The organism is Pseudonocardia humida (assembly GCF_023898865.1).
In the GTDB taxonomy this organism is placed as follows: Bacteria; Actinomycetota; Actinomycetes; order Mycobacteriales; family Pseudonocardiaceae; genus Pseudonocardia; species Pseudonocardia humida.
Window position 1 is genome coordinate 64,965 of record NZ_JAGSOV010000023.1, and the last position, 26,372, is coordinate 91,336.

23 protein-coding genes and 3 pseudogenes are annotated in these 26,372 nt (G+C 75.0%); 12 read left to right on the top strand and 14 right to left on the bottom strand.

Translation table 11 applies throughout. The features are described from left to right. Window positions 1-20: 20 nt before the first annotated feature. The 8 genes from KDL28_RS10970 to KDL28_RS11005 all read right to left on the bottom strand — a co-directional run bounded on the left by KDL28_RS10970 (window position 21) and on the right by KDL28_RS11005 (window position 7,937). Window positions 21-974, bottom strand: coding sequence for a TIGR03619 family F420-dependent LLM class oxidoreductase (locus KDL28_RS10970; protein WP_252437421.1), 954 nt, complete (start codon window positions 972-974; stop codon window positions 21-23). Between the two features lie 98 nt (window positions 975-1,072). Further along, window positions 1,073-2,665 carry a fused response regulator/phosphatase gene (locus KDL28_RS10975; RefSeq protein WP_252437423.1) on the bottom strand — a complete coding sequence of 531 codons (1,593 nt, stop codon included), beginning with the start codon at window positions 2,663-2,665 and terminating at the stop codon, window positions 1,073-1,075. Next, complete coding sequence (locus tag KDL28_RS10980) at window positions 2,658-4,418, bottom strand: ATP-binding response regulator (RefSeq protein WP_252437426.1); 1,761 nt, start codon at window positions 4,416-4,418, stop codon at window positions 2,658-2,660. Before KDL28_RS10980 ends, KDL28_RS10975 begins: the two co-directional genes overlap by 8 nt. A gap of 13 nt (window positions 4,419-4,431) precedes the next feature. After that, on the bottom strand, window positions 4,432-5,463 hold the full coding sequence (locus KDL28_RS10985; RefSeq protein ID WP_252437427.1) for an ATP-binding SpoIIE family protein phosphatase: 1,032 nt from the start codon (window positions 5,461-5,463) through the stop codon (window positions 4,432-4,434). Continuing rightward, window positions 5,460-5,873: an anti-sigma regulatory factor gene (locus KDL28_RS10990; RefSeq protein ID WP_252437428.1), complete on the bottom strand. Its 414-nt coding sequence runs from the start codon at window positions 5,871-5,873 to the stop codon at window positions 5,460-5,462. Before KDL28_RS10990 ends, KDL28_RS10985 begins: the two co-directional genes overlap by 4 nt. After that, the gene (locus tag KDL28_RS10995) at window positions 5,870-6,334 is read right to left on the bottom strand and encodes an STAS domain-containing protein (RefSeq protein WP_308215987.1); all 465 of its coding nucleotides are present in this window, start codon (window positions 6,332-6,334) and stop codon (window positions 5,870-5,872) included. Before KDL28_RS10995 ends, KDL28_RS10990 begins: the two co-directional genes overlap by 4 nt. After that, window positions 6,331-7,179 (bottom strand): STAS domain-containing protein, encoded by an 849-nt coding sequence (locus tag KDL28_RS11000; protein WP_252437429.1) that lies wholly within the window; start codon window positions 7,177-7,179, stop codon window positions 6,331-6,333. Before KDL28_RS11000 ends, KDL28_RS10995 begins: the two co-directional genes overlap by 4 nt. A gap of 344 nt (window positions 7,180-7,523) precedes the next feature. After that, complete coding sequence (locus KDL28_RS11005) at window positions 7,524-7,937, bottom strand: hypothetical protein (protein ID WP_252437430.1); 414 nt, start codon at window positions 7,935-7,937, stop codon at window positions 7,524-7,526. Between the two features lie 161 nt (window positions 7,938-8,098). Between KDL28_RS11005 and KDL28_RS11010 the strand changes: the two are divergent. The 6 genes and pseudogenes from KDL28_RS11010 to KDL28_RS11035 form a co-directional block, all read left to right on the top strand. Continuing rightward, window positions 8,099-8,515, top strand: a pseudogene (locus KDL28_RS11010) (substrate-binding domain-containing protein); the annotation flags it as partial. A gap of 260 nt (window positions 8,516-8,775) precedes the next feature. Further along, window positions 8,776-9,813: pseudogene (locus KDL28_RS11015) on the top strand (sugar ABC transporter substrate-binding protein); the annotation flags it as partial. Continuing rightward, the gene (locus tag KDL28_RS11020; protein WP_252437432.1) at window positions 9,806-10,795 is read left to right on the top strand and encodes a carbohydrate ABC transporter permease; all 990 of its coding nucleotides are present in this window, start codon (window positions 9,806-9,808) and stop codon (window positions 10,793-10,795) included. The pseudogene KDL28_RS11015 and the gene KDL28_RS11020, both read left to right, overlap by 8 nt. Then, the gene (locus tag KDL28_RS11025; RefSeq protein WP_252437433.1) at window positions 10,792-11,616 is read left to right on the top strand and encodes a carbohydrate ABC transporter permease; all 825 of its coding nucleotides are present in this window, start codon (window positions 10,792-10,794) and stop codon (window positions 11,614-11,616) included. Before KDL28_RS11020 ends, KDL28_RS11025 begins: the two co-directional genes overlap by 4 nt. A gap of 49 nt (window positions 11,617-11,665) precedes the next feature. Next, window positions 11,666-12,430 carry a ThuA domain-containing protein gene (locus tag KDL28_RS11030; protein WP_252437435.1) on the top strand — a complete coding sequence of 255 codons (765 nt, stop codon included), beginning with the start codon at window positions 11,666-11,668 and terminating at the stop codon, window positions 12,428-12,430. Further along, a complete protein-coding gene (locus tag KDL28_RS11035) occupies window positions 12,427-13,554 on the top strand; it encodes a Gfo/Idh/MocA family protein (protein WP_252437437.1) in 1,128 nt (375 codons plus the stop codon). Before KDL28_RS11030 ends, KDL28_RS11035 begins: the two co-directional genes overlap by 4 nt. On the opposite strand, the gene KDL28_RS11040 is transcribed toward KDL28_RS11035, so the two are convergent. After that, window positions 13,523-14,014: a glutathione peroxidase gene (locus tag KDL28_RS11040; RefSeq protein WP_252437438.1), complete on the bottom strand. Its 492-nt coding sequence runs from the start codon at window positions 14,012-14,014 to the stop codon at window positions 13,523-13,525. The two genes, KDL28_RS11035 and KDL28_RS11040, sit on opposite strands and share 32 nt — an antisense overlap. Window positions 14,015-14,262: 248 nt before the next feature. Between KDL28_RS11040 and KDL28_RS11045 the strand changes: the two genes are divergently transcribed. Further along, on the top strand, window positions 14,263-14,898 hold the full coding sequence (locus KDL28_RS11045; RefSeq protein WP_252437439.1) for an acyl-CoA dehydrogenase family protein: 636 nt from the start codon (window positions 14,263-14,265) through the stop codon (window positions 14,896-14,898). Window positions 14,899-14,978: 80 nt separating this feature from the next. On the opposite strand, the gene KDL28_RS11050 is transcribed toward KDL28_RS11045, so the two are convergent. Beyond that, complete coding sequence (locus tag KDL28_RS11050) at window positions 14,979-15,380, bottom strand: hypothetical protein (RefSeq protein WP_252437440.1); 402 nt, start codon at window positions 15,378-15,380, stop codon at window positions 14,979-14,981. A 267-nt stretch (window positions 15,381-15,647) separates the two neighbouring features. Here KDL28_RS11050 and KDL28_RS11055 point away from each other — a divergent pair, with 267 nt between their 5' ends. Together KDL28_RS11055 and KDL28_RS11060 are read left to right on the top strand one after the other, a co-directional pair. Next, window positions 15,648-16,844: an alpha/beta fold hydrolase gene (locus KDL28_RS11055; RefSeq protein ID WP_252437441.1), complete on the top strand. Its 1,197-nt coding sequence runs from the start codon at window positions 15,648-15,650 to the stop codon at window positions 16,842-16,844. Between the two features lie 274 nt (window positions 16,845-17,118). Beyond that, window positions 17,119-17,943 (top strand): IclR family transcriptional regulator, encoded by an 825-nt coding sequence (locus KDL28_RS11060; protein WP_252437442.1) that lies wholly within the window; start codon window positions 17,119-17,121, stop codon window positions 17,941-17,943. Window positions 17,944-17,952: 9 nt separating this feature from the next. Here the strand turns inward: KDL28_RS11060 and KDL28_RS11065 are convergent, their stop codons facing one another. Beyond that, window positions 17,953-19,710 carry a PHA/PHB synthase family protein gene (locus KDL28_RS11065; RefSeq protein WP_252437443.1) on the bottom strand — a complete coding sequence of 586 codons (1,758 nt, stop codon included), beginning with the start codon at window positions 19,708-19,710 and terminating at the stop codon, window positions 17,953-17,955. Between the two features lie 248 nt (window positions 19,711-19,958). Here KDL28_RS11065 and KDL28_RS11070 point away from each other — a divergent pair, with 248 nt between their 5' ends. After that, on the top strand, window positions 19,959-21,011 hold the full coding sequence (locus KDL28_RS11070) for an amidohydrolase family protein (RefSeq protein WP_252437444.1): 1,053 nt from the start codon (window positions 19,959-19,961) through the stop codon (window positions 21,009-21,011). 78 nt (window positions 21,012-21,089) lie between these two features. Continuing rightward, the gene (locus KDL28_RS11075) at window positions 21,090-22,076 is read left to right on the top strand and encodes a hypothetical protein (RefSeq protein WP_252437445.1); all 987 of its coding nucleotides are present in this window, start codon (window positions 21,090-21,092) and stop codon (window positions 22,074-22,076) included. A 20-nt stretch (window positions 22,077-22,096) separates the two neighbouring features. Here KDL28_RS11075 and KDL28_RS11080 read toward each other — a convergent pair whose 3' ends face one another. Beyond that, complete coding sequence (locus KDL28_RS11080) at window positions 22,097-22,930, bottom strand: LppU/SCO3897 family protein (RefSeq protein ID WP_252437446.1); 834 nt, start codon at window positions 22,928-22,930, stop codon at window positions 22,097-22,099. Between the two features lie 80 nt (window positions 22,931-23,010). Then, window positions 23,011-24,471, bottom strand: coding sequence for an amidase (locus tag KDL28_RS11085; RefSeq protein ID WP_308215988.1), 1,461 nt, complete (start codon window positions 24,469-24,471; stop codon window positions 23,011-23,013). A gap of 109 nt (window positions 24,472-24,580) precedes the next feature. Here KDL28_RS11085 and KDL28_RS11090 point away from each other — a divergent pair, with 109 nt between their 5' ends. After that, on the top strand, window positions 24,581-25,453 hold the full coding sequence (locus KDL28_RS11090; protein WP_252437447.1) for an alpha/beta fold hydrolase: 873 nt from the start codon (window positions 24,581-24,583) through the stop codon (window positions 25,451-25,453). Between the two features lie 42 nt (window positions 25,454-25,495). On the opposite strand, the pseudogene KDL28_RS11095 reads toward KDL28_RS11090, so the two are convergent. After that, window positions 25,496-26,359 (bottom strand): annotated as a pseudogene (locus KDL28_RS11095) (DMT family transporter); the annotation flags it as partial. Window positions 26,360-26,372: the final 13 nt, after the last annotated feature.

Consider the following 26,372-nt stretch of genomic DNA (forward strand, 5'->3'; position numbering starts at 1 on the left):
CCGTGCAGGCCCGCTCCCACTCACCAGGACGGCGGTCGCCCCGTCGGCACGGCGGGCACCACCTCCTCGGTGAACCACGCCAGGTAGTCCAGGTACTCCCCCTCCGACGCGAGCGAGCGGGGCGGTTCGACGACCGTGCGCGTGATGCCGATCGAGCGGTACTCGCCGCGGTAGGCCTCGACCAGCCGGTCCCGGTGCTCGGCCAGGACGGCGGGGCCCGCCCCGGCGAAGCCGCCGGGCAGGCGCGCCCCGGTCGGCGACTTCAACCAGTTCAGGTCGAAGGTCGCGGCCTTGCCCTCGAACTCGGGCTGGGAGCGCAGGTAGTCCAGCAGCGGGGGGATCTCCCCGACGGTGAAGCGCACCGGGTTGGGCTGCCAGCCGTCGTGGCGGGCGGCGCGACGCAGCGCGGGCTTGGAGTTGCCGCCGACGAAGATCGGCGGCCGGGGGCGCTGCAGCGGCGTCGGCTCGACGGCCAGACCGCTTATCGCGAAGCGCTCCCCGCGGTGTCGCGGCCGCTCCTGGCCCCACAGCGCGCGCAGCGCGTCGAGGATCTCGTCGGCGATCGCGCCGCGGCGGGCGAACGGGACGCCGAGCGCCTCGAACTCCGCCACGGCGTGCCCCACCCCGACCGAGATGTTCAGCCGGCCGCCGGAGAGCACGTCGATGGTGGCCAGCTGCTTGGCCAGCCGCAGCGGGTGGTGGTAGGGCAGCACGAGCACCGCCGCGTCGATGCGGACGCGGCGGGTCGCCGCGGCGGCGAAGGCCATGACCGTGAGGGCGTCCTGCCAGTAGGGCCCCAGCCGGGGCACCTCGGCGTGCGGCATCGCGAGGTGCTCCGACACCGACACGCTCCGGTAGCCGAGCCGGTCGACCACGGCGAGGATCCGGCGGAACCCGTCGGCGTCGAGCGCGTGCGCCCACCCGTGGGCGCCGGGGATGCGGTTGGTCCCGGGCAGGATGACGTCGAAGTCCATCGGTGGGCACCCGTTCCGGCCGAGCAGCGGGGCCCGGACGCTAATGATCGGACCGGGAGCTCACAAGTGGTCGCTTCCACTGACCGGGAGGCGGGCGGTCAGACCGGTGGTTCCAGCCGCAGCACCAGCAGCGCGATGTCGTCGGCGCGGTTGCGCCCGAAGTTCGCCAGCAGGTCGTCGCACACGTCCTCGGGGTCCGCGCGCAGGGTCGGCCAGGTGCGCAGGCGCTCCATCGCGGCGTCGATGTCGGTCGGCCGGTCCTCCAGCATCCCGTCGGTGACCAGGACGACGGTGCGCACGTCGGCCAGCGCCAGGACCGTCTCGGCCGGGTGCTCCAGGCCGACCCCCAGCATCGGCCCGGTCACCGGCGCGTACCGCGCCTCACCGGCGCCGACCAGCAGCGGGGGCGGGTGCCCGGCCACGGCGACGGACAGCGCGCCCGCCGCCGCGTCGATCAGCAGCAGGCACAGCGTGGCGTACTCGCGGCGGTGGTAGTGGCGCAGCACCCGCTCCAGCCGCCGCAGGATCTGCGCGGGGCCGTGGCCGTCGATCGCGTAGGCGCGCAGGGCGTGCCGCAGCTCCAACATGATCGTGGCGGCGTGGATCGAGTGCCCCGCGACGTCGCCGATCGCCACCAGCACGCGGCCGTCGGGGAGCTGGACGATCTCGTAGAAGTCGCCGCCGATCTCGGCGTGCTGGACGGCGGGCAGGTAGCGCACGGCCGCCCGCAGGCCGGGCAGCGTGCCGAACCGCTCGGGCAGGAAGCTGCGCTGCAGGGTCAGCGCGAGGTCGTGCTCCTCGATGTGGACGCGCTGCGCGTCGGCGGCCATCGCCGCCGCCCCGGCCAGCTGCTGCAGGCCGTCGACGAGCCGCGTGGGCGGGGCCAACCGGCCGTGCACGACCACGCACACCGGCGACTGCCCGGGGCGCGACCGGGACAGCAGCGCCCAGCTGGTCTCGGCCGCGGCGTCCAGCACCTCGGCGACCGCGGCGGGCACCGGGCGCAGCGGCCCGTCCTGGGGAGCGGCGTCGAAGTGGGCCAGCAGCAGCGCCAGCACGGCGGGATCGAGCGAGGTGATCACCGGCGCGGCTCCCGGCGCCGCGACGGTGGCCTGGCGCAGGCGCTGGTCCGGGGCGGCGATGAGGGCGGTGGCGAACCCGGCGGCCATGTCGGCCGCGCCCACGGCCACCGCGGCCACCAGCATGTCGGCGTCCTCGGCGCGGTTCATCGTGATGGTCGCGGTGGTCAGGGCCGTCTGCTGGCGGGCGAGCTCCTCGGCGTGGGTGCGCGCCCGGTAGTAGCGCAGCACCGAGTTGACCGTGGCGACGAGCTCGGCGGGCTCGACCGGGTCGGTGAGGTAGGCGTCGGCACCGCGGTCGAGGCCGTGGGCGCGGTCGCGGCCCTCCACCGACGTGGCCGACAGGTGCACCACCGGCATCCCCAGCGCCGGATCGGTCTTGATCTGCTCGCACACCTCGAACCCGGTCATGTCGGGCAGGCCCACGTCGAGCACGACGAGGTCGATCGGCAGGCTGCGCACCAGCGCCAACGCCTCGCCGCCGGTGGCCGCCTCGACCACCTGGAACCCGTCGCGGCGCAGCCAGCTGCCCACGATGTAGCGCGTCGCCGGGGCGTCGTCGACGACCAGGACCGTCACGGCGCCCTCCCCCGTCGGGTGCGGATCAGCCATCGGTCCCTCCCACCAGCCGCGCGGCGTCGGCGGCCGCGGTGAGCAGCACCGCCGCGGTCAGGTTCGCCTTCGACAGCACGACCGCGCTGGCGGCCATCTCGGCGGTCCAGGCGGGGTCCAGGTCGGCCGAGGTGACCACGACCACCGGCAGCGCGGCCAGGACGGGGTCGGCGCGCATCCCGGCGAGCACGGCGCGGCCGTCCGGGGGTGGGATGTGCAGGTCGAGCACGAGCAGGTCGGGCGGCTCGGCGTGCAGCAGCCGCACGGTGGTGGCGCCGTCGCCCGCCTCGTCGACGCGCTCGGCCACGCCGTGCAGCGCCCGGCGCACCAGCGCCCGGAACGCCGGGTCGTCGTCGACGACCAGGACCCGCCCGAGCCGGGCGACCGCGGTGGCCGGGCCGGACACCGGCAACTGCAGCGTGGCGGTGGTCCCGACGCCGACCTCGCTGCTCAGCGCCAAGCTGCCGCCGAGGATCTCGGCGAGCCTGCGGGCCAACGGCAGCCCGAGCCCGGTACCCGCCGCCCCGACCTGGAGCGGCCCGGGCACCTGGTGGAACTCCTCGAACACCCGGCCGAGCTGGTCGGCGGGGATGCCGATCCCGGTGTCGGACACTGCGACCCGCAGCAGCCCGGCCCCCGGGTCGAAGGCGGCGGTGATGCGCACCTCGCCGCTGGTCGTGAACTTGAGCGCGTTGGTCGCCAGGTTGCGCACGATGGCGGTGAGCATGCCCGGGTCGGTGGACACCGGCGGGGTCCGCTCCGGCACGGCCACCTCGAGCGCGACGCCGGGCGGCGTCAGCGGGAGCAGGGTCGCCCGCAGGTGCTGCAGCTGCCCGCCGACGTCGACCGGGGCCCACTGCGGCTCCATCCGACCCGACTCCGCCTTCGCCACGTCGAGCAGCTCGTTGACCAGCGCGAGCAGCACCGCCCCCGAGTCGCGGATCATCTCGACCTGGGTCCGCTGCTCGCCGGTGAGCGGCTCGGAACGCGGGTCGAGCAGCAGCTTGGCCAGCCCGACCACCGAGTTGATCGGGGTCCGCAGCTCGTGGCTGACGTTCGCCCAGAACCGCGTCTTGCTCTCGCTGGCCTCGCGCAGCTGATCGGACTTCTCGTCCAGCTCGGCGTAGAGCGCCACCACCCCGCGGTTGGTCTCGTCCAGCTCGCCGGACAGCTCCGCGTGCAGGGCCAGCACCCCGCGGTTGGTCTCCTCCAGCTCGGCGTTGGCCTCCTCCAGCGCCTCCTGGCGGGCCTGCAGCACCTCCAGGGTGGACAGCAGCTCCTGGTTCTGGACGCGCAGCTCCTCGAGCGCGGAGCTGGTCGTGGTGCCCCGGAACCGCTCGCGCAGGCCCTCGATCACCCCCGGGCGGCCCGGATCGGTGCCGGCGGGCAGCCGCTTGCCGAGCACGGCCGTGCCACCGCCCGCGGACTGGGTCACCTCGCAGCGGTCGGCGAGGCGCCCGGCCGAGCGGACCCCCTCGGTGAGCTCCAGGCCCGGCAGCTCGCCCGCCCACCGGGCGGTGACCAGCAGCGCGGGCACGATCCCCCCGGCCAGCGACAGCACGATCTCGGTGCGCCTGCCCCGCAGCACCAGCTCGCGGCCCAGCTCCGACACCGCGGTCGCCACCCGGACCTGGTCCTGGTTCTCCAGGCCCACCGCCGCGGCCACCTCCCGGCCGCGCTGGCGGGCGACGAACACGTCGCGCTCCTCCACCAGCTGCAACCGCAGCACCTCGTGCTCGGCCGGCCCGGTCACGGCGGCGACCCGGTCACGGCAGCGGTCGGGCCACGACGATCCCGGCGTCGTCGTGCCGGATCCCGGCCTCGGCCAGCAGCGCAGCGGCCACCACGAGCGGCGGGCGGGTGAACAGGCCGTCGGTGCGCGCCGGGCCCCACCGACCGGTCAGGCCGTCGGAGTGCAGCACCACCAGCGCGTCGGCGGCGAGCGGGTACTCGAACGCGCGCACCGTGCGGGCCCGCACGCCGGCCACGCCCGGCATCGACACCGCGCTGCGCTTGGCGTCGCCGCTGACCACGACCCCGGCGATGTTGCCGACCCCGCAGAAGCGCACCACCCCCGCGGCCGGGTCGAGCTCGGCCACGGCCACCGCGGCGCCGCGGGTGCCCGCGAGCGCGCTGTGGATCGAGGCCACCGCCTGCTCCGGCGAGACCGGCCACGGCCGGCCGCGCATCGCCGCGACCGCCCGCTGCGCGGCCGCCGCCGCGACCGGGCCGTGCCCGAGCCCGTCGCACATCAGCAGCATCGTGCGGTCGCCCTCGTGGCGGATCAGGTAGGCGTCGCCGCAGGCGGTCTCGCCGGTGATCGGCCGGGTCAGGCCGGCGGCGGTGGGGTCGTCGGGGACCGGGTCGCGCCGGTCGGCGTCGAACCGGGCCACCAGCACCGTGCCCAGCCCGGCCGGGGAGAAGACTGCCAGCCCGTCGGCCAGCCGGTCGATCGCGCCCAGGCCGATGCCCAGCGTCCCGGCCGTGGAGTGCCCGTCGCGACTGGCCGCCCGGACGTCGGCCATGCCGGGTCCGCGGTCGACGGCCACCAGCTCGACCGCGGTCGACGACGCGCCGCGCAGGCTGCGCAGCAGGACCGCCCCGCCCCCGGCGTGGCGGACGACGTTCGTGGCGATCTCGGTGGCGGCCAGGCCCAGCTCGGCCACCCGCGGCGCCGGGAAGCCCAGCGTGGTGGCCAGCCGCTCGGCCGCGCGCCGCACGGAACCGGCCGCGCTCGGGTCGTCGACCCGCAGCCACTGCATGTCCTCGGCGACCGCGGGGGCCGCCGGGGCGGTCACCGCGACCACTTGGTGATCGCGACGCTGGTGCCGCGCCCGACCTCGGTGTCGATGTCGAACTCGTCGACCAGGCGCTTCGCCCCGCTCAGCCCGAGCCCCAGCCCGCCACCGGACGTCCAGCCCGGGGTCAGCGCCAGGTCGAGGTCGGCGATGCCGGGGCCGGTGTCGCTGAACACCGCGCGGATCCCGGAGCGGCCCCCGCGCTGCACGACCTCGATGCGCGCGGAGCCCGAACCGCCGTGCACCAGGGTGTTGCGGGCCAGCTCGCTGGCCGCGGTGACCAGCTTGGTCTGGTCGACCAGGGACAGCCGGATGGACTGCGCCTTGGACCGGACCAGCTGGCGCACCCGCACCACGTCGTCGCCGCTGGTCACGGGCAGCTCGTCCACCCCGGTCGCCGACGTGCTCAACGCCGGCTCGGATCCGGCCGGGCCCGCTCCCCCGCCGGGTCGTCGAGCGGGACGTAGTCGGCGTCGTCGTCGAGGTAGTCGAGGTCGTGGGCGGGGCGCCGCTCGGCGATCAGCCGGTCGAGGATCGCCCGGCCCTTCTCCAGGTCCAGCGCGGTGCGCACGCCTTCGAGGGACAACCCCAGCTCGACCAGCGTGATGGCCACCGCCGGGCGCATCCCGACCACGACCGTCTCGGCGTCGAGCACCCGCGACAGCGCCGCGATCGAGCTGAACATCCGCCCGATGAACGAGTCGACGATGTCGACCGCGGAGATGTCGATGATGACGCCGCGGGCGCCGGTCGAGACGATCCGCTCGGCCAGCTCCTCCTGCAGCGCCAGCACGTCGTCGTCCTGCAGGTCGACCTGGATGGACACCAGCAGCGCGTCGCCCAGGCGCAGGACCGGAACCTGCTGGGTCACCGACGGCCCTCGCCGCGCCTGCGCACCACCTCGACACCGCTGCCGCGCAGCGCGTGCAGCAGGGCGTCGGCCAGGTTCGCCTTGGTGGGGATGTCGCCGAACTCGATGCCCAGCGCCACGATGGTCTGGGCGATCTGCGGGCGGATCCCGGAGATGGTGCACTGCGCGCCCATCAGCCGGGCCGCGACCACGGTCTTGAGCAGGTGCTGGGCCACCTCGGTGTCGACCGCGGGCACCCCGGTGATGTCGATGATCGCGTGCTCGGAGCCGGTGTCGACCAGGGTCTGCAGCAGCTTCTCCATCACGATCTGGGTGCGCGCGGAGTCCAGCGTGCCGATCAGCGGGACGGCCACGACCCCCTCCCAGAGCTTGACCACCGGCGTGGAGAGCTCCATGAGCTGCTCGGACTGCTCGGCGATCACCTCTTCGCGGGCCCGGACGTAGCTGTCGAAGGTCAGCAGGCCCAGCGCGTCCACCCAGCGGGAGGAGACGATCAGCACCTCGGCGGAGCGCCCGGTCCGGGTGGCCAGCTCGAACAGCGCGTCCTTGAGGCAGAAGACGCTCACCGCGGTCTCGCTCGGGGTGAACCCGCGCCGCGCGCGGTCGCGCGACAGCTCCGACAGCAGCGCCCGCACCTCGCCGTAGGCCTCGTGGTCGAGGTCGAGCCCGCCCGAGGTCACGGCCTTGGACAGCGCCGAGAGCAGGTCGCGGAAGGCGCGTTCGAGCTCGGCCGCCGCCGTGCGCCCCTGCAGGTGCGCCGAGGCGGCGCGCAACCACTGGTCGAGCAGCGCCTGCTCGTCCGCCAGCAGCAGCTCCAGCAGCTGCTGCCCGTCGTTCTCCGCCATGCTCGCCCTCTCGTCCCGTCCCGGGCGCGGAGTACCGCCCCACCCCCGGCTTGGCCCGATCACCCTATCCGCCCACCGCGGCGCGCCAGCCGACCACGTCGGGGCGGCGGGGTCCGCGGCCGATCGGTCCTTGTCATCACCCGGTCGGGTGGCTACCGTCACACCCGTCGTCGTCGATGCGTATCGATAACCCTCCCTCGAGAGCGAGGTGCCGTGGTCACCAGCCGGGACGTGGCCCGCATCGCCGGGGTCTCGCAGAGCACGGTCTCCTACGTGATGAGCGGGCGCCGGTCGATCTCCCCGCAGACCCGCAAGCGCGTCTTGGACGCCATCGACCAGCTCACCTACCAGCCCAACGCCGGCGCCCGCGCGCTGGCCAGCCAGCGCACCCAGGTGATCGGCCTGGTCGTGCCGTTCGGCCCCGGCGCCGACACCGCCGGCATCCTCCCGTTCCTGGAGACGATCGCCGGCTGCGCCCGCGCCGAGGACCACGACGTGCTGCTGGTCACGGCCGACGAGGGCGCCGCCGGGCTCACCCGACTGGCCGGGCGCGCGCTCTGCGACGCGATCGTGATGATGGGCATCGAGGCCGTCGACGCGCGCATCCCGGTGGCCGCGGCGCTCGGGGTGCCGGTGATCCTGATCGGCGTCCCGGACGACAGCGCCGGGCTGCACTGCGTCGACCTGGACTTCTCCCGCGCCGGCGAGCTCGCCGTCGACGAGCTGGCCGCGCTCGGGCACGACCGGGTCGTGCTCATCGAGCACCCGGCCGAGATCATCGACCGCGACCTCAACTACGTGCGCCGCTTCCAGCGGGGGGCCGCCGCGGCGGTCGGCAGGCACGGGCTCGACTACTCGGTCGTGGCCCCGGTCCCGCCGGGCCCGGCGGGGGCCCGCGCGGCCGGCCCGCGCGCGCGCGGGGGGGGGGGCCGCCGCGGCGGTCGGCAGGCAGGGGCTCGACTACTGGGTCGGGGCCCGGGCCCCGCCGGGCCCGGCGGGGGCCCGCGAGGCCGTCGAGCGCGCGCTCGAGGGCGGCGGCCGACCGGGGGTGGTCGTCCCGAGCGCCCAGGCCATCGGGCCGGTGCTGCAGGCCCTGGTCGAGCGCGGGGTGGTGCCGGGTCGGGACATCTCGCTGATCGGGCTGTGCACCGACGCCGCCGCCGAGGCGAGCATCCCCGCGGTGACGAACGTGTCGCAGGAGCCGCGGGACGTCTCGCGGCGCGCCATGGACATCCTCTTCCGGCTGCTCGATCGCGACGGGGAGCACCCCGCCGAGCTGGTCGAGCTGATCGCGCCGCGGCTCACCCGCCGCGAGACCACCGTCCGCGCCCCCTGACCGCGGCACCCGCCGCCGGCGATCGCCGCACGCCCGCTATCGATACGCATCGACACGAGAGGACCGACATGGCTCGACGAGGAGCACCCCTACGGACCGCCGTTCCCGCGCTGGTCGCGGCCGCCGCACTCGGGCTCAGCGCCTGCGGCGGCGGGGGTGGGGGCGCCGGTGGCGGCGAGGTCACCTCGCTGCGCGTGCTCGACTACTACAACAACGAACCCGACAAGACCGTCTACGCGCAGAAGCTCGACGAGTGCGGGCGGCAGGCCGGCGTGGCGATCGAGCGCGAGGTGGTGCCCGGCGCCCAGCTCGTGGCCAAGGTGCTGCAGCAGGCGTCCTCGCGGACCCTGCCCGACGTCCTCATGCTCGACAACCCCGACCTGCAGCAGATCGCCTCCACCGGCGCGCTCGCCCCGGTCACCGACTTCGGCCTGTCGGCCGACGGCTTCCAGGAGGGCGTAGCCAGCGCCTCGACCTTCGAGGGCCAGGTATACGGCCTGCAGCCGGTGACGAACTCGATCGGCCTGTTCTACAACGTCGACATCCTGGCCCAGGCCGGCATCACGCCCCCGACCACCTGGGACGAGCTCAAGACCGCCGCGGCCACGCTCACCCAGGGCGAGCGCTACGGCGTGGCCTTCTCCGCCGTGGCCGACTACGAGGGCGCCTGGCAGTTCCTGCCGTTCATGTGGACCAACGGCGGCGACGAGACCGACATCGCCACGCCGCAGACCGCGCAGGCGCTGCAGCTGTGGGTGGACCTGGTGAACTCCGGGTCGGCGTCGAAGTCGGTGCTGAACTGGGGCCAGGCCGACGTCAAGGACCAGTTCGCTGCCGGCAACGCGGCGATGATGGTCAACGGGCCGTGGCAGTTCCCGGCGCTGGACGAGGTGGCGGGCCTGGAGTACGAGGTCGTGCCGATCCCGGTGCCGCGGGCCGGCCAGGACGTGGTGGCGCCGCTGGGCGGGGAGACCTGGACCATCCCGCGGACCGGCGACCCCGCCCGCCAGGCCAAGGCCGCCGAGATCGTCGCCTGCCTGAACACCGACGACAACCAGATCGCGCTGGCCACCGACCGCACCACCGTGCCCACCAAGACCGCGCTGCGCGACCGGTTCGTCGCCGAGGTGCCGCGGATGGCCGCCTTCACCGACATCGTGCAGACGGCCCGCTCGCGCACCGGCAAGCTCGGCGCCGAGTGGCCGGCCGCGGCCACCCGCATCTACACCGCGGTCCAGACCGCGCTGACCGGCGGGGCCACCCCGGAGCAGGCCCTGCAACAGGCCCAGGATGGCTGACCGGGCGGGCGGGGTGGCGGCCCCCGACCGGCCGCTGGTGAGCGTCGCCGCGCCGGTGCCCCCGCGGGGCCCGGCCGGCGGGTGGCGCTCGCCGCGCGGGCGCGAGCGGCTGCTGCAGCTGGGCTTCCTCGTGCCGGCGGTGGCCTACCTGCTGCTGTTCTTCGGCTACCCCGTCGTGCAGAACGCCGTGATGGGGTTCCAGGAGTACACGACCCGCACCTTCTACACCGGCGAGGCGCCCTGGGTCGGCTTCGACAACTACGCGGCGGTGATCTCGTCGAACCTGTTCGGCACCGCCCTGCTCAACACGGCGCTGTTCACCGCGGGCTCGATCGCGGGCCAGTTCGTGATCGGGCTGGCGATCGCGGTGTTCTTCCAGCGGCGGTTCCCGCTCAGCGGCACGCTGCGCTCGCTGCTGCTGCTGCCGTGGCTGATCCCGCTGATCGTCTCCGGGGCGGTCTGGCGATGGATCCTCGACCAGGACAACGGCGCGCTCAACCAGTTCCTCGGCGTGCTCGGCGTCGCCGACCGCCCGGGCTGGCTGACCAGCACGTCGCTGGCCCTGGTCGCGGTGATCGCGGTGAACATCTGGATCGGCATCCCGTTCAACACCACGATCCTCTACGGCGGGCTGCAGGACGTGCCCCGCGAGCTCTACGAGGCCGCGGCGCTGGACGGGGCCACCGGCTGGCGGGCGTTCCGGCACGTGACCTGGCCGCTGCTGCGCCCGGTGGTGAACGTGGTGCTGGTGCTCGGGGTGGTCTACACGATCAAGGTGCTGGACATCATCCTCGGGCTCACCGACGGCGGGCCGGCGAACGCGACCCAGACCATCGCCACGCAGGCCTACCACCTGTCGTTCCAGGAGTTCCGGTTCGGGGAGGGCGCGGCGATGGGCAACGTGCTGATCGTCATCTCGCTGGTCTTCGCCCTGCTCTACCTGCGCGCCAACCGGCGCGCGCTGGCCGGTGAGGGTCGATGACCACCATCGCGCGCACGCGCCGGCGCGGCTGGGGCGACACCGTGGCCGGGGTGGCGATCCTGGCGGTGATGCTGTTCCCGCTGTACTGGATGCTCAACGTGTCCCTGCAGCCCAGCGGCGGAGCGGTGCGCACGCCGTGGATCCCGCTGGACCTGTCCTTCGACGGCTACGCCACCGCGCTGCGCGAGCAGGGCCGCAACCTGGTCACCAGCCTGGTGGTCTCGCTCGGGTGCGTGGTGCTCAGCCTGGCCATCGCCACGCCGGCGGCCTACGCGCTGGCCCGGTTCCGGGTGCGCGGCGCCGGGGTGGTGCTGTTCGGGATCCTGCTCAGCCAGATGATCCCCGGCATCGTCGTGGCCAACGCGCTCTACAACGTCTACAGCGACCTCGGGCTGCTCAACTCGATCCCGGGACTGATCCTCGCCGACGCCTCGCACGGCATCCCGTTCGCGATCATCATCATGCGCGCGTTCATGCTCGCCATCCCGGTGGAGGTCGTCGAGGCCGCGCGGGTGGACGGCGCGGGCCCGATCCGGGCGTTCGTCGCGATCGTGCTGCCGATGAGCCGCAACGCGCTGGTCACCGCCGGGCTGTTCACGTTCCTGTTCAGCTGGAGCGACTTCCTGTTCGCGCTCACGCTGACCACGACCGAGCAGGTGCGCCCGGTGACGCTGGGGATCTACCAGTACATCGGCACGTACGTGAACGACTGGAGCTCGGTGATGGCCACCGCCGTGCTCGCCTCCGTCCCGGCGGTCGTGCTGCTGCTGGTGGCCCAGCGGTTCGTCGCCGCGGGCGTCGCCGGCGGCGCCCTGAAATGACCGTGGCCCTGAACGACCGTGGCCCTGACATGACCGAGAGGACCGATCTGTGACTCCCGTCCGCGTGACCGTCTGGGGCGAGAACCGCCACGAGAAGATCGAGGAGCACGTCCGCGCCATCTACCCCGACGGGATGCACGAGACGATCGCCGACGGCGTCCGGGAGAACCTGCGCGACGGCGCCGTCGTCACCACCGCGACCCTCGACGACCCCGAGCACGGCCTCACCGAGGAGGCGCTGCGGGCCACCGACGTGCTGGTCTGGTGGGGCCACGCGGCCCACGACGAGGTCGCCGACGAGGTGGTCGAGCGCGTGCACCGGCACGTGCTGTCGGGCATGGGCCTGGTCGTGCTGCACTCCGGGCACTGGTCGAAGATCTTCATCAGGCTCATGGGCACCAGCTGCACGCTGCGCTGGCGCAGCGAGCACGACCGCGAGCTGATCTGGACCGTCGACCCCACCCACCCGATCGCCGAGGGGGTGCCGCACCCGCTGGTGATCGACTCCGACGAGATGTACGGGGAGTTCTTCGACATCCCCGCCCCCGACGAGCTCGTCTTCATCAGCACGTTCTCCGGCGGGGAGGCCTTCCGCAGCGGCTGCACGTTCCGCCGCGGCTACGGCCGGATCTTCTACTTCCGCCCCGGCGACCAGGACTACCCGACCTACCACCACCGGGACGTGCGCCGGGTCATCGCCAACGGCGTGCGGTGGGCGCGGACCGACCGGCCCGAGCGCGCCGCCCCCGTGCTGCTGCACCACGAGACCGGGGAGTTCTTCACCGGCACGGTCTACGCGGGGCCGCTGGGATGAGCGGTGCCGATCCGCGGCCGGCCGGTCCGCTGCCGGTGGTGCTGGCCGGCGCGGGGAACATGGGGCGGGCCTGGTGCGCCGCGATCGAGGACGACCCGGGCGTCGAGCTGACCGGGATCGCCGACATCGACCGGACCAGCGCACGCGCCGCGGCCACCGCGACCGGCCGCGACGTCGCCGTGGGGACCGACGCGGTCGAGCTGGCCGCGGCGACCGGCGCGCGCGCCGTCGTCGACGCGACCGTCCCGGCGGCCCACCACCCCGTGACCACGGCCGCGCTGTTCGCCGGCCTGGACGTGCTGGGCGAGAAGCCGGTGGCCGAGACGGTGGCCCAGGCGCTCTCGCTGGCCGCCGCGGCCCAGGTCAGCGGGCGGCTGTTCATGGTGAGCCAGTCGCGGCGGTGGAACCCCCAGCTGTTCGCGCTGCGCGCGATGGCCGCGGACCTCGGCGCCGCGGGCACCCTGACCACCGGCTTCTTCCGAGCCCCGCGCTTCGGCGGGTTCCGCGAGGAGATGGCCCACCCCCTGCTGGTCGACATGGCGATCCACGCCTTCGACGCCGCCCGGTTCCTGCTCGACGCCGAGCCGGTGTCGGCGTACTGCGAGACCCACAACCCGCCGTGGAGCTGGTACGCCGGTGACGCCTCGGCCACCGCGGTCTTCGCGATGGACAGCGGGGCCCGCTACACCTACACCGGCAGCTGGTGCGCCCCCGGCGCGCAGACGTCCTGGAACGGCGAGTGGCGGCTGAGCGCGCAGCGGGGCGCGGTCCGCTGGGACGGCGACCACGAGCCGGTCCCGGACACCGGCCCCGCGCCGCCCGTCGCCGCGGCGCCGTCCGGGATCGCCGCGGCGCTGCGCGCCTTCACCGACGCCGTGCGCACCGGGGCGACGCCGATGGGCGAGGTGCACGAGAACGTGCCGAGCCTGGCGATGGTGGAGGCCGCGGTCCGGTCGGCGCGCACCGGGCGCCGCGTGCTGATCGACGACGTGCTCGACGGGGCCCACGCCGAGGCGCTGCGCACCGAGCCGCACCCCGACGTCCGCGCCGCGCTGGCCGGCTGGCCGTCGGCGCGGGAGGCGCTGGCCCGGGTCAGGGACGCCCGGACGGCAGCACCGCCGTGATCGCCGAGACGACCTCGTCCGACTCGGGCCCGGTGCGCGGGCGGAACCGGCCCACGACCGTCCCGTCCGGGGCCACCAGGAACTTCTCGAAGTTCCACTGGACGTCGCCCGCCTCGCCCGCGGCGTCCTCGGTGGCGGTCAGCGCGGCGAACAGCGGGTGCCGCCCCGACCCGTTGACCTCGACCTTCTCGGTCAGCGGGAAGCTCACGCCGTAGGTCGCCGAGCAGAACGCCGCGATCTCCTCCGCCGTCCCGGGCTCCTGGCCGGCGAACTGGTTGCACGGCACGCCGAGGACGGTGAACCCGCGGTCGGCGAAGCGCTCCTGCAGCCGCTCCAGCCCGGAGTACTGCGGGGTCAGCCCGCACTTCGACGCGACGTTGACGACGAGGACGGCCCGACCGTCCAAGGCCGGGAGCGGGCCGCCGTCGAGGGCGGCGATCGGGGTGTCGAGCAGCGTCATCCGCCCGACGCTACGCCGCTCGACGATCACGCTCGCGCGCGGACGTCGGTGCCTCGCAGAGGTGGTGGCGTCCGCGCAGCGTCAGGTGTGTTCTCGCAGCCCGCCGGCGCGCTGCGACGACCCACCCAGAGCTGCGACACCGCCTCCACGCTGCGAGGACCCCCACCCGGGTGGCGCTCGTCGCTCGGATCAGGTGGTCGAACTCGCCCAGGCGAACGCCGTCGAGCCACGCGGCCAGTTCACCCGGGGTGAACCGGAGCACCGGCCCCGCCGACGGGGAGCCCGGCGAGCCGGGCGGGCTGGCCCTGCTGGTCGTCGAGCCGGGGGCGGCGGGCGTGCGGATCACCCCGTTCCGCACGATCGACGGCCGCGCCGCCGCGCACATCGGCTTCGACTCCGTCGAGGTCCCCGCGGAGCACTGCCTGACGACCGACGCGCACGCGGCCGTCACGGGCGTGCTCGACGGCGCCGTCATCGCCCTGGCCACCGAGGCGGTCGGCGCGATGGGCACCCTGCTCCGCCGGACCGCCGAGCACGCCGCCACCCGCAGGCAGTTCGGCGTGCCCATCGCGAGCTTCCAGGCCGTGGCCCACCGGCCGGCCGACATGAAGATCGCCTGCTCCAAGGCCCGCGCCACCCTGCTGCGCACCGCCGCGCTGGCCGAGGCGGGCGCCGCGGCACCGCGCGACATCTCGGTGCTCAAGGCCCAGGTCGGCCGGCTCGGGCGGGCCGTCGGCGAGGCGGCCGTGCAGACCCACGGCGGCGTGGGCACCACCGACGAGCTGGCTATCGGCCACTACCTGAAGCGGTTGCTCGCCATCGACGCCCTGTTCGGCGACAGCGACTACCACCTGCGCGTCATCGGGGCGGGCAGCGGACGCTGACCCTCCGGGGAGGTCGCCCCCGGACGCGCGAGAAGCCCACCCGGGTGCTCCGGATGGGCTTCGAGCAGCGCAGCGGTCGGTCAGGCCTTGGCGGCGTTGCGGGTCGTGCGCGCGCCGTTGGCGAGCTTCTCACCGGCGTCCTTGGTCGCCTCGGCGGCCTTGTCGGTGACGGTCTCGGTGGCGTTCGCGGTGTGCGTGACGACCGACTGGGCGGCCCGGGCGGCCTGCTCGGTGACGGCCTCGGTGGCCTGGGTGCCTGCGGCGACGAAGGTCTCGGCGAAGCGGCGCTGGGTGTCGAGGACCTGCTGGGCCACGTCGAAGTAGCGCGAGACGATGCCCTGCGCGTCCGGCAGCGCGACGCGGCCCTCGGCGAGGTTGCCGGTCAGCGACTGGACGGTCTCGGCCCAGGTCCGCACGGCCGTGCCGACGGCCTCCTGGGTGCGGGTGGTCAGGTCGGTGAACTGGTCGGTGGCGGTGCTCATGCGATGTCCCTCTGCGGATCGTGGATGGTTCGTGCTACGTCTGCGGCGCGGAACGCCTGCTACCGATACTGCGCAGCCGCGTTAAGTATGTCAATCAAAACGGGTGCGGCGTCCGTCACTCCGGCGGCAGATGTGATGCACGCCGCGTAATCGGAGATCCACCGCGCACCGCCGTGCTTGCTATCCCCAGCGCCGACGGGGAGTTGCGTGGTTGACCAAACCATGCCTACCGTTCGGTAATACTCAGCGGTAGGACGGAGCCGGACGATGACGACCACCGGAACTGGCACCACCCTCCCCGGCGCGCTGCGCCACCTCGCCGACTACACCGCGGCGACCCTCAGCGCCACCACCCGGGAGATCGCCCGCGTCACCAGCCGGTCCATGACCGACGCGCTGGCGGAGACCGCGGCCGGGCGGCGCGGCCCGCTCGACGCGGCCACCCGCGCCCTGACCTGGTGGACCGTCCTGGCCGACCGCCGGACGCCCGACTGGCACACGCCCAACCAGATCGTCTTCAGCACGCCGTTCGCGCACCTGCGCGACATGACCCGGCCCGACCACCGCGACGACGACGTCGTGCCCACCCTCCTGCTGCCCCCGCAGGCCGGGCACTCCAGCCACATCGTCGACTACTCCGCCGACCAGAGCCAGGTCGGCGCGATCACCGAGGCCGGGCTCACCCGCCTGCACGTGCTGGAGTGGCGCTCGGCCACCGCCGCCACCCGGCACGTGAGCATCACCGACTACCTGGACGTGATCGAGCGCTCGATCCGGCTGCTGGGCGGGCGGGTCAACCTGGTGGGCGACTGCCAGGGCGGCTGGCTGGCCGCCATCTACGCGGCCCTGCACCCGCACCGCGTGCACACCCTCACCCTGGCCGGGGCGCCCATCGACTTCCACGCGGGCGACTCGGTGATCGCCTCCACCACCCGGGCGCTCACCAGCGCGTTCGGCCTGGCCCCCTACCGGGCGCTGGTCGCGGCCAACGGCGGGGTGATGCCCGGCCGGGCGGCGCTGGCCAACTTCATCGCGATCCGCCCGCAGGCCGAGCTCTCGCGGCAGTGGGAGCTGCTGGCCCACCTCACCGACGACGCCCACGTCCGGCGCTACCGCGCCTTCGACGACTGGTTCACCCACACCCAGGACCTGCCGGGGGCGTTCTACCTGTGGCTGGTCGAGCACCTGTTCCGGCGCAACGAGCTGATCAGCGGCGAGCTGGTGGTCGACGGCAGGCGCGCCGACCCCGCCGCGATCACCTGCCCGCTGTTCCTGCTGGCCGGCGAGACCGACCACATCACCCCGGCGCCCCAGCTGTTCGCGCTGGCCGACGTGGTCGGCACGCCGGCGGAGCGGATCACCCTGCGCACCGCCCGCGGCGGGCACCTCGGGCTCTTCATGGGCCACGACGCGCTGCGCACCGACTGGCCCGCCCTGCTCTCCGCGGTGCGCGCCCTCTCCTGAGCAGGGCCCTGCGGGGTTCCCGGGGCACCGCGCGCACCGTGTGGTCACCGCGCACACGTCCTGACGTGCGCGCGGTGGCGGCTTGGTGCGCGCGGTGCCGCACGGTGTGCGCGGCCCACCGGTCGTAACCCTGTGCTTAGTGTGAGTTGCGCATCGTTCCCCCGCCCGCCTCCGCTGGCCGGATCACGACCCCTCGTGCTTCGCTCGCTGTGACGCCGAACACTCGACCGTGTCCGGCGCCGCCACGACCGCGCAGACGGGGAGGAGAGCGATGATGGCCGGCAACTCCGCCGAATCCGGGCGATCGGTCACGAGCAAGATCACCGCCATCCTGCTCACGTTCACCGAGGGCAGCGAGCACTCGCTGACCGAGATCGCCCGGCTGGCCGGGCTGCCGATCTCCACCGCGCACCGGTTGGCCTCGGAGCTGACCTCGTGGCGGCTGCTGGAGCGCACGCCGTGCGGCCACTACCGGGCAGGCCTGCCGCTGCGGATGATCGGCACCGGCGACGCCTGCCCGGCCAGCATCGCCGAGCGGGCCCCGTGCGTGCTGGAGGACCTCAGCGCCGCCACCCGCAGCCGGACCCGGCTCGGCCTGCTGCGGGAGCTGGAGGTCTCCTACATCGAGAAGCAGCCCGGACCGGGGCCGGTCACGGCGTTCAGCCCGGCCGCGACGCTGCCGGCGCACCCGACCGCGCTGGGCCGCGCATTGCTGGCGTTCGCCCCGACCGGGGTGGTCGAGATGACGATCCTGCGCGGGCTGCGGCCCTACACCCCGCACACCGTGACCTCGCCGGACCGCTTCCGCCGGGCGCTGGCGGTCACCCGCCTGACCCGGGTGGCGGTCACCCGCTGGGAGCTCGAGCAGGGGGCCTGCGGGGTGGCCATGCCGGTGTTCGGGGCGGGCGGGGAGGTGCTGGCCGCGATCGAGCTGACCGTGCGCGACCTGGGCCGCGAGCTGCAACCGGTGATGGCGGCGCTGTCCATCGCCTCCCGCAGCCTGTCCCGAGAGCTGGCCGGGGGCGGCGGGGAGCCCGCCGCGACCGTCCCCGCCCCGCGCCGCCCGCAGCCGGACGAGCGGCTGCGCCCGGTCCGCTGACCCCCGCGCTCAGCTGTGCACGTAGCGGCCGGGGCCATCGCCCAGGACCGGGTACTCGGCGCTGCCCGTGCGCGGCGGCTTGCGCTTCGGCCCGGCGTGGGCCTGCGACCAGCTCGTCCAGTCCTCCCACCACGAGCCCGACCGGCGCTCGGCCACCTCCCGCCAGGCCTTCGCGGTGGCCGGGCCGACGGCGCCGTCGCCTTCCCCGCTGCCGGCGACGACCATGTGCCAGGCCTTCGGGCCGGGCGGGCTGACGATCCCGGCGATGTGCCCGCCGTTGCCGAGCACGAACCGCGTCGGGCCGCTGACCAGGCCCACCGACCGGTAGGCCGACTCCCACGGCACGATGTGGTCGTTGATCGCGCTGACCACGTACACCGGCACCTTGATCGCGCTCAGGTCGATGGTGGCGCCCCCGATCTCCAGGGTGCCCGCGGCCAGCTTGTTGTCGATGTAGAAGTTGCGCAGGTAGAACGCGTGCATCGCGGCCGGCATCCGGGTGCTGTCGGCGTTCCAGGCCAGGATGTCGAACGCCGGCGGGTCCTGGCCCATCAGCCAGTTGGACACCACGTAGTTGAAGATCAGGTCGTTGGCCCGCAGCACGTCGAACGTGCCGGCCATGGAGGCCCCGGCCAGCGTGCCCTCCTTGGCCATCTTGCGCTCGAGCCGCTCCACCGTCCGGGTGTCGGTGAAGGTGCCCAGCGCGCCGGGCTCGGCGTAGTCGAGCATGGTGTTGATCAGCGTCACGGCGCCCACCCGGTCGTCGCCGGCCTGCGTCAGGTAGGCGGCGGTGATCGCGGTGAGCGCGCCGCCCAGGCACAGCCCGACGATGTCGACGGTCTCCGCGCCGGTGATGTCGGTGATCACGTCGAGGGCGGTCCGCGGGCCGTGCACCAGGTAGTCGTCCATGGTGGTGCCGGCCATCTCCTTGGACGGGTTCAGGTAGCTGATCGCGAACACCGTCCGGCCCTGGCGCACCGCCCACTCGATGAAGCTGCGCCCCGGCGCGAGGTCCATGATGTAGTACTTGTTGATCCACGGCGGGCTGCACAGCACCGGCACCGCGTGCACCTGCTCGGTCTGCGGCTCGTACTGCAGCAGCTCCATCAGCTCGTTGCGGTAGACCACCTTGGCCGGGGTGACGGCCAGGTTGCCCCCGACCTCGAAGCCGCTGGCGTCCACCTGGCGCGGCCGGCCCCCGTTGTTGACCAGGTCGTCGACGAAGTTGCGGGCGCCCTTGACCAGGCTCGCGCCGCCGGTGTCGAAGGCCCGCTTCAGCGCGGCCGGGTTGAGCGGCAGCAGGTTGGTCGGCGCCGCGGCGTCGATCAGGAGGTCGGTGGCCATCGCGGCCTTGCGCGCCACGTCGGGCTCCAGCTGCGCCGACCCGACGACGTCGCGGGCGAACCTCGACGCCGCCGCGTAGGTGAGCCGCGCGGCGTAGTACAGCGGGTTCGCCGTCCACGCGGGGTCGGCGAAGCGCCGGTCCTTCGGGTCGAGCGCGACCGGCGGCTCGACCTCGCGGCCCACCCACCGTGCCGCGGAGACGATCGGGATCCGGGTCAGGTCGGCGGCCAGCTGCACCGACGCCGACAGCGCGGCCGCGGGGTGGGTCAGGTTGGCCCGCAGCGCGAGCCGCAGCGCCTCGCCGAAGCCGGCCGCGTCCAGGTCCTCGAACAGGTCCGACTCGGGCCCGAGCACGCCCGCCGCCCGCTCGGCGACGGTGTCGCTCGTGTCCTGGGTGTCGAACGGGAGCCGCATGTCCGCCATCCCTCCATGGTCGGTGCCCGGCGGGCCCGGTCGAAACGCCTCCCGCTGGCCGGAAGGACGGGCCGGGGCCGCCGCGACCGTAGCCGCACCGGTCGACGACCGCGCGCCGTGGAACGGGCACCCGCTCCCGCTCAGCCGGGCGCGGACCGGCTTCCGACCAGTGAGAGCCGGTGGTGGCCGCCGCCCGGGCGCCACGAGAGTGGGCGCGCAGTCACCCGACAGCGACCACCGGGACCGGAGGCGACGCGATGGGCGTCAACGGCTCGCACGCCCCCACGGGCGCGGCCGCGGCGCCCGAGGGCAGCGCGCTCGACGTGCACGCGCACGCCATGCCGCTGCCGCTGCTGCAGCGGCTGGCCGACCGCGGCCTGGCCGACCTGGGCGGAGCTGCGGAGGGGGTGGTGCGCCTGGACCCGCGGGTGAGCGGCGTCGGGCCGCGGGTCCCGCTGCCGCTGGCCCGCTCCCAGTACGACGTCGACGTGCGGCTGTGCGAGATGGACGACCTCGGCGTCGACCGGCACGCGGTGTCGCTGCCGCCGTCCCTGTTCTGCTCCACCGCCGACGACGGGGGGTTCGCCCGCGGGATCGTGGCCGCCGGCAACGACGAGCTGGCCACCTACGTCGCCGACGCCCCGGACCGGCTGCTCGGGCTGGGCTCGGTGGCGCTGGGCTGGCCGGGCGCCGCCGAGGAGGCCGACCGCGCCCTGGACGAGCTGGGCCTGGCCGGGATCGCGATCGGCAGCCGGGGCGGGGGCCGCGACCTGGACGACCCCGTCAACGACGAGCTGTGGGCGCTGCTCGCCGAGCGCGGGGCGTTCGTGTTCCTGCACCCCAGCGGGGTGCCCGACCCGCACCGCCAAGCCGACTTCTGGCTGCCCCAGCTGGTCGGCTACCCGATGGAGACCGCGCTGGCCGTGGCCCGGCTGGTGTTCGGGCGGGTGCTGGAACGCCACCCGCTGACGCTGTGCCTGGCCCACGGCGGCGGCTGCCTCCCGGCGCTGCGCGGGCGGCTGGACGCGGGCTGGGACCGCGAGGACCTCGCCCGGACCACGGCGGTCCGGCCCAGCGAGCTCACCGATCGGCTCTACTACGACACCGCGGTGTTCTCCACGACCCTGCTGCGGCGGCTGGTGGAGGACGTGGGCGCGGAGCACGTGCTGCTGGGCACGGACCACCCGTTCGAGCTCGGCGACCGGGCGCCGTTGGAGACGGTGGCGGCACTGGGGCTGGACCGGGCGGCGACCCGGGCGATCCGGTGGGAGAACGCCGCGGGCCTGCTCGGGCTGGCGGTGCGCCGGTAGGCCCCTCCCCCGGTGGGGGGAGCAGCGCCCCTCCCGCGCGGGATCCGCGCGATGGCCGGGGCCGCGAGCATCGGCGCCGTGACATCCACCGACGAGGCGGCGCCGGGCCACCGCGGGAACCGCAGCGGGGACCGCGACCTGGTGACGTGGTCGGTGCTCGCCTGGGCGGCCGGGTACGGCGCCCTGCGGCTGTACTGGGCGGTGGCCGGGTCCCCGTGGTTCCCGCCGCTGGGCACCGACCTGCTGGTGTTCACCGGCTGGTGGTCGGTGGGCCTGTGCGCCGCCGCCGCGGCGACCGCCGTGGCACTGCGCCGGGCCCGGACGTGGCGGCCCGCTCTGGCCGCGACCGGGTGGGCGGTCGCGGGCGCCATCGTGCTGGCCTGCGCGGTGCTGCTGCCCCAGCTCGTGGCGACGCTGTTCCTGCAGTTCGGCCCCCGCTACGACGCCGGTGCGCTCGCCTCCCGGTCGGGCTGCCTGGCCGGCGCCGCGCTCCTGGCCGTGCTCACCGTGCGCTACCAGCGCCGGTACCGGGGCGACTGCCCGGCCTGCGCCCGCCGGGGCGGGCCCGCCACCGGGTGGACCGCGCCGCCGCGATGGGCCGTCGCGGCGGGCTGGGCAGCGGTCGCCGGGTGCCTGACCCGGCTGGGCGCCCAGGTGGTCGTGGGCCTCGACACCGTGTCGCCGCTGCCGGTGGCGGTGACGGTCGGCTTCGAGGTCGGGTTCCTGATGGCGGGGGTGCTGCTGCCGCTCGCACTGGTGCACGGCTGGGGACGGGTCTGGCCGCGCTGGGTGCCGGGACTGCGGGGGCGCACGGTTCCGCGCCGGCTGCTGCTCTGGCCGGCGTTCGCGCTGGCCGTCGGGCTCGTGTGCTACTTCGGCGTCGGGCTCGGGCAGCTGGCGGTGCAGACGCTCGGCGGCGGGGGCACCGACGACGGGGGGACCGGCGGCGGCGCCTTCCTCTGGGTGGCGATGGCGGCCTACTGGGTCTGGGGCGCCGGGCTCGGCGCGGCGGCGTGGAGCTACCACCTGCGGTCCAGGACGGCGTGCGCGCGCTGCGGGCGCTGAGGCTCTCGGGCCCGTCGTGGTCAGTTCGGGGCGAGGCAGAGGACGTAGCCCTCCAGCCCGCTGCGCCCGATCCCGGACTCCGCCCCGGCCACCGAGCGGCAGGCGACCTCGGCGGGCAGGAAGCCGCCGTCGACGCGCTCGACGACCCGGTAGCCGGCGTCCGGGGCGCCGCAGTCGACCTTCGCGTAGCCGACCTCGTCGCCGGTCTCGCGCAGGCAGTCGCCCGCCCGGGCGGCGTCCGGCGAGGTCTGCGGGTCGACCCCGGCCGGGCCCACGCAGAGCAGGACGTCGGTGACGCCGATGTTCGAGGTGATCACGCCGCTGCTGCTGGTCTGGTCCAGCGCCCACGAGTAGCTCCCGGTGCTGCCCGGCACGTCGTCGCACTCGAACCCGACCGGGAACACGTCCTCCTCCCGAGTGATCACCTGCGCCTCCGCGCCCGGATCGGCGCAGTCGACCCGGCGCGCCTCGCCCGTGCCCGATCCCGGATCGACACCGCTCAGGCAGTCGCCCACGGCCGCGACGTTCACCGCCGTGGCCGGATCGGTGTCGGGCGGGCCGAGGCACAGGCTGAAGTCGCCGTCGTAGTCGGTGAAGCTCTCGGTCACCCCCGCGACGCGGGCGCAGTCGGCGTCGGCGCCGTCGATGCGTTCGAGCACCCGCAACGGGGCATCGGCGCAGTCCACGGGCGCGTACGAGGTCTCCCCCGTCGACTCCACGCAGTCGCCGGTCTGCGCCGACGCCGCACCGGAGCAGGCGACCAGCCCGCCGCACAGCGCGACCGCGAGCAGCGCCGCCGCGACCGGCCACCACCGGCGGGCGGGGGACGGCCTGGCGGTGGCGGGTCGGGTCACGGCACACCCCTCACGGTTCGATCGGCACCGTCGGTCACCCAACCAGACCGGGGCGTGGTCGGACGCCGTCCGACCGGCCCTCAGAGCGGGGGTGGCGTGAAGCCGCCGAACTCCCGCTCGACGAGCTCGGCGAACCGGATCGTGGTCCGGTCGCCGTAGGCCGGGCCGATCGCCTGCACCCCGATCGGCAGCCCGTCCGGCGAGGTGCCCAGCGGCAGGACCGTGGCCGGGAGACCGGGCAGCGTGGCCACCCCGGCCAGGGCGAGCTGGTCGAAGTAGCCGTGGCCGGTGCCGTCGATGTCGATCCGGCGGGCCGGGAACGGGCTGTGGTCGTGGGGGAACGCCGGTGTCGGCGTCACGGGCAGCAGCACCACGTCGAACTCGGCGAACAGCTCCCGCCACCGCCCGCGCAGCACCGCGCGCCCGTCGGCGGCGTGCATCCACTCGCGGTGGCTGAGCACGGTGCCCCGGGTCCGCTCGGCGTCCAGGCTCCGGTCGTCGGCGTCGAGGCGCTCGACCGCCGCCCGGGCGTTCGCGTAGGCCCGCGGCGGGAAGGTCGCGCCGAGCTCGGAGAACAGCATCCGCAGGTACACCCGGGCCGCCGCGTCGAGGTCCGGCAGCAGCGGGCTCCCGTGGGCCACGGCCACGCCGGCCCCGGCCAGGTCGCCGGCGAACCGGTCGATCGCGGCGCGCACGGCCGAGGACGTCGGCACGGACGGGTGCGTGTCGACGACCAGCACGCGGAACCGCTCCAGCGCGTCGTGCCGCGGCCCGGGCAGGGCGAGGCGGTAGGCGGCGCCGAGGGCGAGCTCGTCGGGCTCGGCGAGGAGGTCGAGCAGCAGCGCCAGGTCGGCGGCGCTGCGCGCCATCGGCCCGATCACGGCCAGCTCGTGCTCGACGGGCAGCGCGGGCAGCCCGGGCGGGGTGTGCCCGCGCGCCGGGAGCAGCCCGATCGTCGGCTTGTGCGCGTGCACGCCGCAGAAGTGGGCCGGGTTGCGCAGCGAACCGCCGATGTCCGAGCCCAGCGACAGCGCCCCGTAGCCCGCCGCCAGCGCCGCGGCCGAGCCGCCGGAGGAGCCGCCGGGCGTGCGCCCGACGTCCCAGGGGTTGGCGGTGGTGCCGTGGATGTCGTTGTAGGTCTGCAGGTCGCCCAGGGCGAGCGGCACGTTGGTCACGCCAAGGACGACCGCACCGGCCGCCTTCACCCGGGCCACGGCCAGCGCGTCGGTGTCCGGGACGGCCCCGGCGAACTCCGGGAAGCCCCACGTCGAGGGCAGCCCGGCCACGTGGAACGACTCCTTGACCGTCATCGGGACCCCGGTGAGCGGGCCGACCTCCCCGCGGGCCCTGGCCGCGTCGGCGGCGCGCGCGGCGTCCAGCGCCCGGTCGAAGTCCCGCGCGCAGACGGCGTTCAGCGCGCCGTCGTACCGCTCGATCCGGGCGATCGCCGCCTGCGCGAGCTCGACCGCCGACACCCGGCCCGCGGCCATGTCGCCGAGCAGCTCCGTCGCGCTGCGGTACCCCAGCTCCGCCTCACCCACACCGCTCCCCCTCCGTCGGACCCACTCCTACCACGGGACGAGCCGGTCGGGCCCGACCGGTCCCGGCCCGCGAGAATGGCGCGCGGACGATCTCGTGGAGGAGGACTCGATGGAGCGCGGCACTCCCCCGGTGCTCGGCGTGGTGCCCGGCGATCCGGGCGCGACGCCGCTGCCGGACGGGCGGCAGCTGGCCTGGACCTCGTGGGGCCCGGCGGGCGGGCGGGCGGTCCTGTTCTGCCCCGGGGCGGGCACGGCCGGGTCGCTCGGCTTCGGCGCCGAGCACCTCCACGAGCTCGGGGTCCGGCTGATCGGCATCGACCGGCCGGGGCTGGGCCGGTCCTCGCCCCGGCCCGGGCGGACCCTCGCCGACTGGTGCGAGGACGTCGCGCGGCTCGTCGACGGGCACGACGACGTGCGCGCGGTCGGGTTCTCCCAGGGCGCGGTGTTCGCCGCCGCGCTGGCCGGGGCAGGCGTCGTGCGCGCCGCGGCCCTGGTGTCCGGGCAGGACGACCTGCGCGCGATGCGCGCACACCTCACCGTGGAGGTCGGCGCCATGGTCGACGCGGTCGCCGACGACCCGTCGGGGTTCGAGGAGTCGGTGCCGGGGTGGGCGGGACCGGACCTGCTGTGGGACCTGACCGTCACCTCCAGCAGCCCGCTCGACGCCGCCCGGTACACCGCCGCGGACTTCGCGCCGGTGTACCGGGCGGCCCTGGCCGAGGGCTTCGCCCAGGGACCCGCCGGGTACGCGCGGGACCTGGTCCTCGCGCTCGGGGAGTGGCCGACCCCGCCCGAGCGGATCGACGTGCCGGTCGACCTCTGGTACGGCGGCCGGGACGCCAGCGCGGTCCACTCACCCGACCACGGCCGCACCCTCGCCGGGCGCTTCCCGCGCGGACGCCTGCACCTGCTGCCCGACGAGGGCGGGTCGCTGCTGTGGACCCGCTCCGGCGACATCCTCGCCGCGCTGGTGGCGGCCTGACCCGGCCGGGTGCCGCCGCACGCCCTGCACGACGACGACGCAGGACAGCACGAGCAGGCCACCGGCGAGCTGCACCGGGGTCAGGAACTCCCCCAGCGCCAGCGCGGCCAGCGCCGTCGTCACGACCGGCTCGAAGGTCGACAGGATCGCCGCGGACGACGGGCCGATCCGGCGCAGGCCGGCGAAGAAGGTCAGCATCGCCACCACCGTGGACACGACGGCGATGCACACCAGCCAGAACCACCCCCGCAGCCCGAAGCCCAGCTCGACCCCGCCGGTGGCCAGGGCGCGGGCGGTGAGGGTGAGCGCGGCGCCCGACATCACCAGCGCGGCGAGCGGAACGGGCGCGAGCCGACCCACGACCGTGTCGGCCACCAGGATGTAGACGGTGTAGGCCAGGGCCGTGCCGAAGGCCATGAGCGCGCCGATCGGGTCGATCTGCTGGGCACCCGCGCCCGCGAGCACCAGCAGCGTGCCGCCGGACGCGGCCACCAGCGCGGCGGCCCGCCGCGCCGTCAGCCGGTCGCGGCCGAGGGCCACCGCGCCCAGCGTGACCAGCAGCGGGTAGGTGTAGAAGATCAGCGCCAGCAGCGAGGCGTCCATCACCTCCAGCGCCGAGAAGTACAGGCTGGACTGGGTGGCGTAGCCGACGGCGCCCATGCCGAGCGCCGTGACCAGCAGTCCCGTGGTGGGCCGGGCCGAACGGGCGCCCGTCGCCGCGCCCGAGCGCAGTCCCGGTCGCAGGACCAGCAGCGCCACCAGCAGCACGGCCGCCAGAGCGAACCGCACCAGCAGCAGCGTCCCGGTGGGCACGCCCGCCTCGTAGGCGAGCTTCCCGAAGATCGCCATGGCTCCGAAGCAGGCCGCGGAGACCAGGCACAGCACAGCACCCATGAGGTCGAGCATCGGTCGAGGGAAA

Excerpts from the sequence above, each read along its gene's own strand:
- KDL28_RS11025 (WP_252437433.1), top strand. The coding sequence starts at position 10,792 with ATGACCACCATCGCGCGCACGCGCCGGCGCGGCTGGGGCGACACCGTG.
- KDL28_RS11040 (WP_252437438.1), bottom strand. The coding sequence starts at position 14,014 with ATGACGCTGCTCGACACCCCGATCGCCGCCCTCGACGGCGGCCCGCTC.
- KDL28_RS11090 (WP_252437447.1), top strand. The coding sequence starts at position 24,581 with ATGGAGCGCGGCACTCCCCCGGTGCTCGGCGTGGTGCCCGGCGATCCG.
- KDL28_RS10970 (WP_252437421.1), bottom strand. The coding sequence starts at position 974 with ATGGACTTCGACGTCATCCTGCCCGGGACCAACCGCATCCCCGGCGCC.
- KDL28_RS11000 (WP_252437429.1), bottom strand. The coding sequence starts at position 7,179 with ATGGCGGAGAACGACGGGCAGCAGCTGCTGGAGCTGCTGCTGGCGGAC.
- KDL28_RS11035 (WP_252437437.1), top strand. The coding sequence starts at position 12,427 with ATGAGCGGTGCCGATCCGCGGCCGGCCGGTCCGCTGCCGGTGGTGCTG.
- KDL28_RS11005 (WP_252437430.1), bottom strand. The coding sequence starts at position 7,937 with ATGAGCACGACCCGGTCGTGCCCGAGCGCGGCCAGCTCGTCGACGGCG.
- KDL28_RS10975 (WP_252437423.1), bottom strand. The coding sequence starts at position 2,665 with ATGGCTGATCCGCACCCGACGGGGGAGGGCGCCGTGACGGTCCTGGTC.
- KDL28_RS11060 (WP_252437442.1), top strand. The coding sequence starts at position 17,119 with ATGGCCGGCAACTCCGCCGAATCCGGGCGATCGGTCACGAGCAAGATC.
- KDL28_RS11055 (WP_252437441.1), top strand. The coding sequence starts at position 15,648 with ATGACGACCACCGGAACTGGCACCACCCTCCCCGGCGCGCTGCGCCAC.
- KDL28_RS11050 (WP_252437440.1), bottom strand. The coding sequence starts at position 15,380 with ATGAGCACCGCCACCGACCAGTTCACCGACCTGACCACCCGCACCCAG.
- KDL28_RS11020 (WP_252437432.1), top strand. The coding sequence starts at position 9,806 with ATGGCTGACCGGGCGGGCGGGGTGGCGGCCCCCGACCGGCCGCTGGTG.
- KDL28_RS11065 (WP_252437443.1), bottom strand. The coding sequence starts at position 19,710 with ATGGCGGACATGCGGCTCCCGTTCGACACCCAGGACACGAGCGACACC.
- KDL28_RS11070 (WP_252437444.1), top strand. The coding sequence starts at position 19,959 with ATGGGCGTCAACGGCTCGCACGCCCCCACGGGCGCGGCCGCGGCGCCC.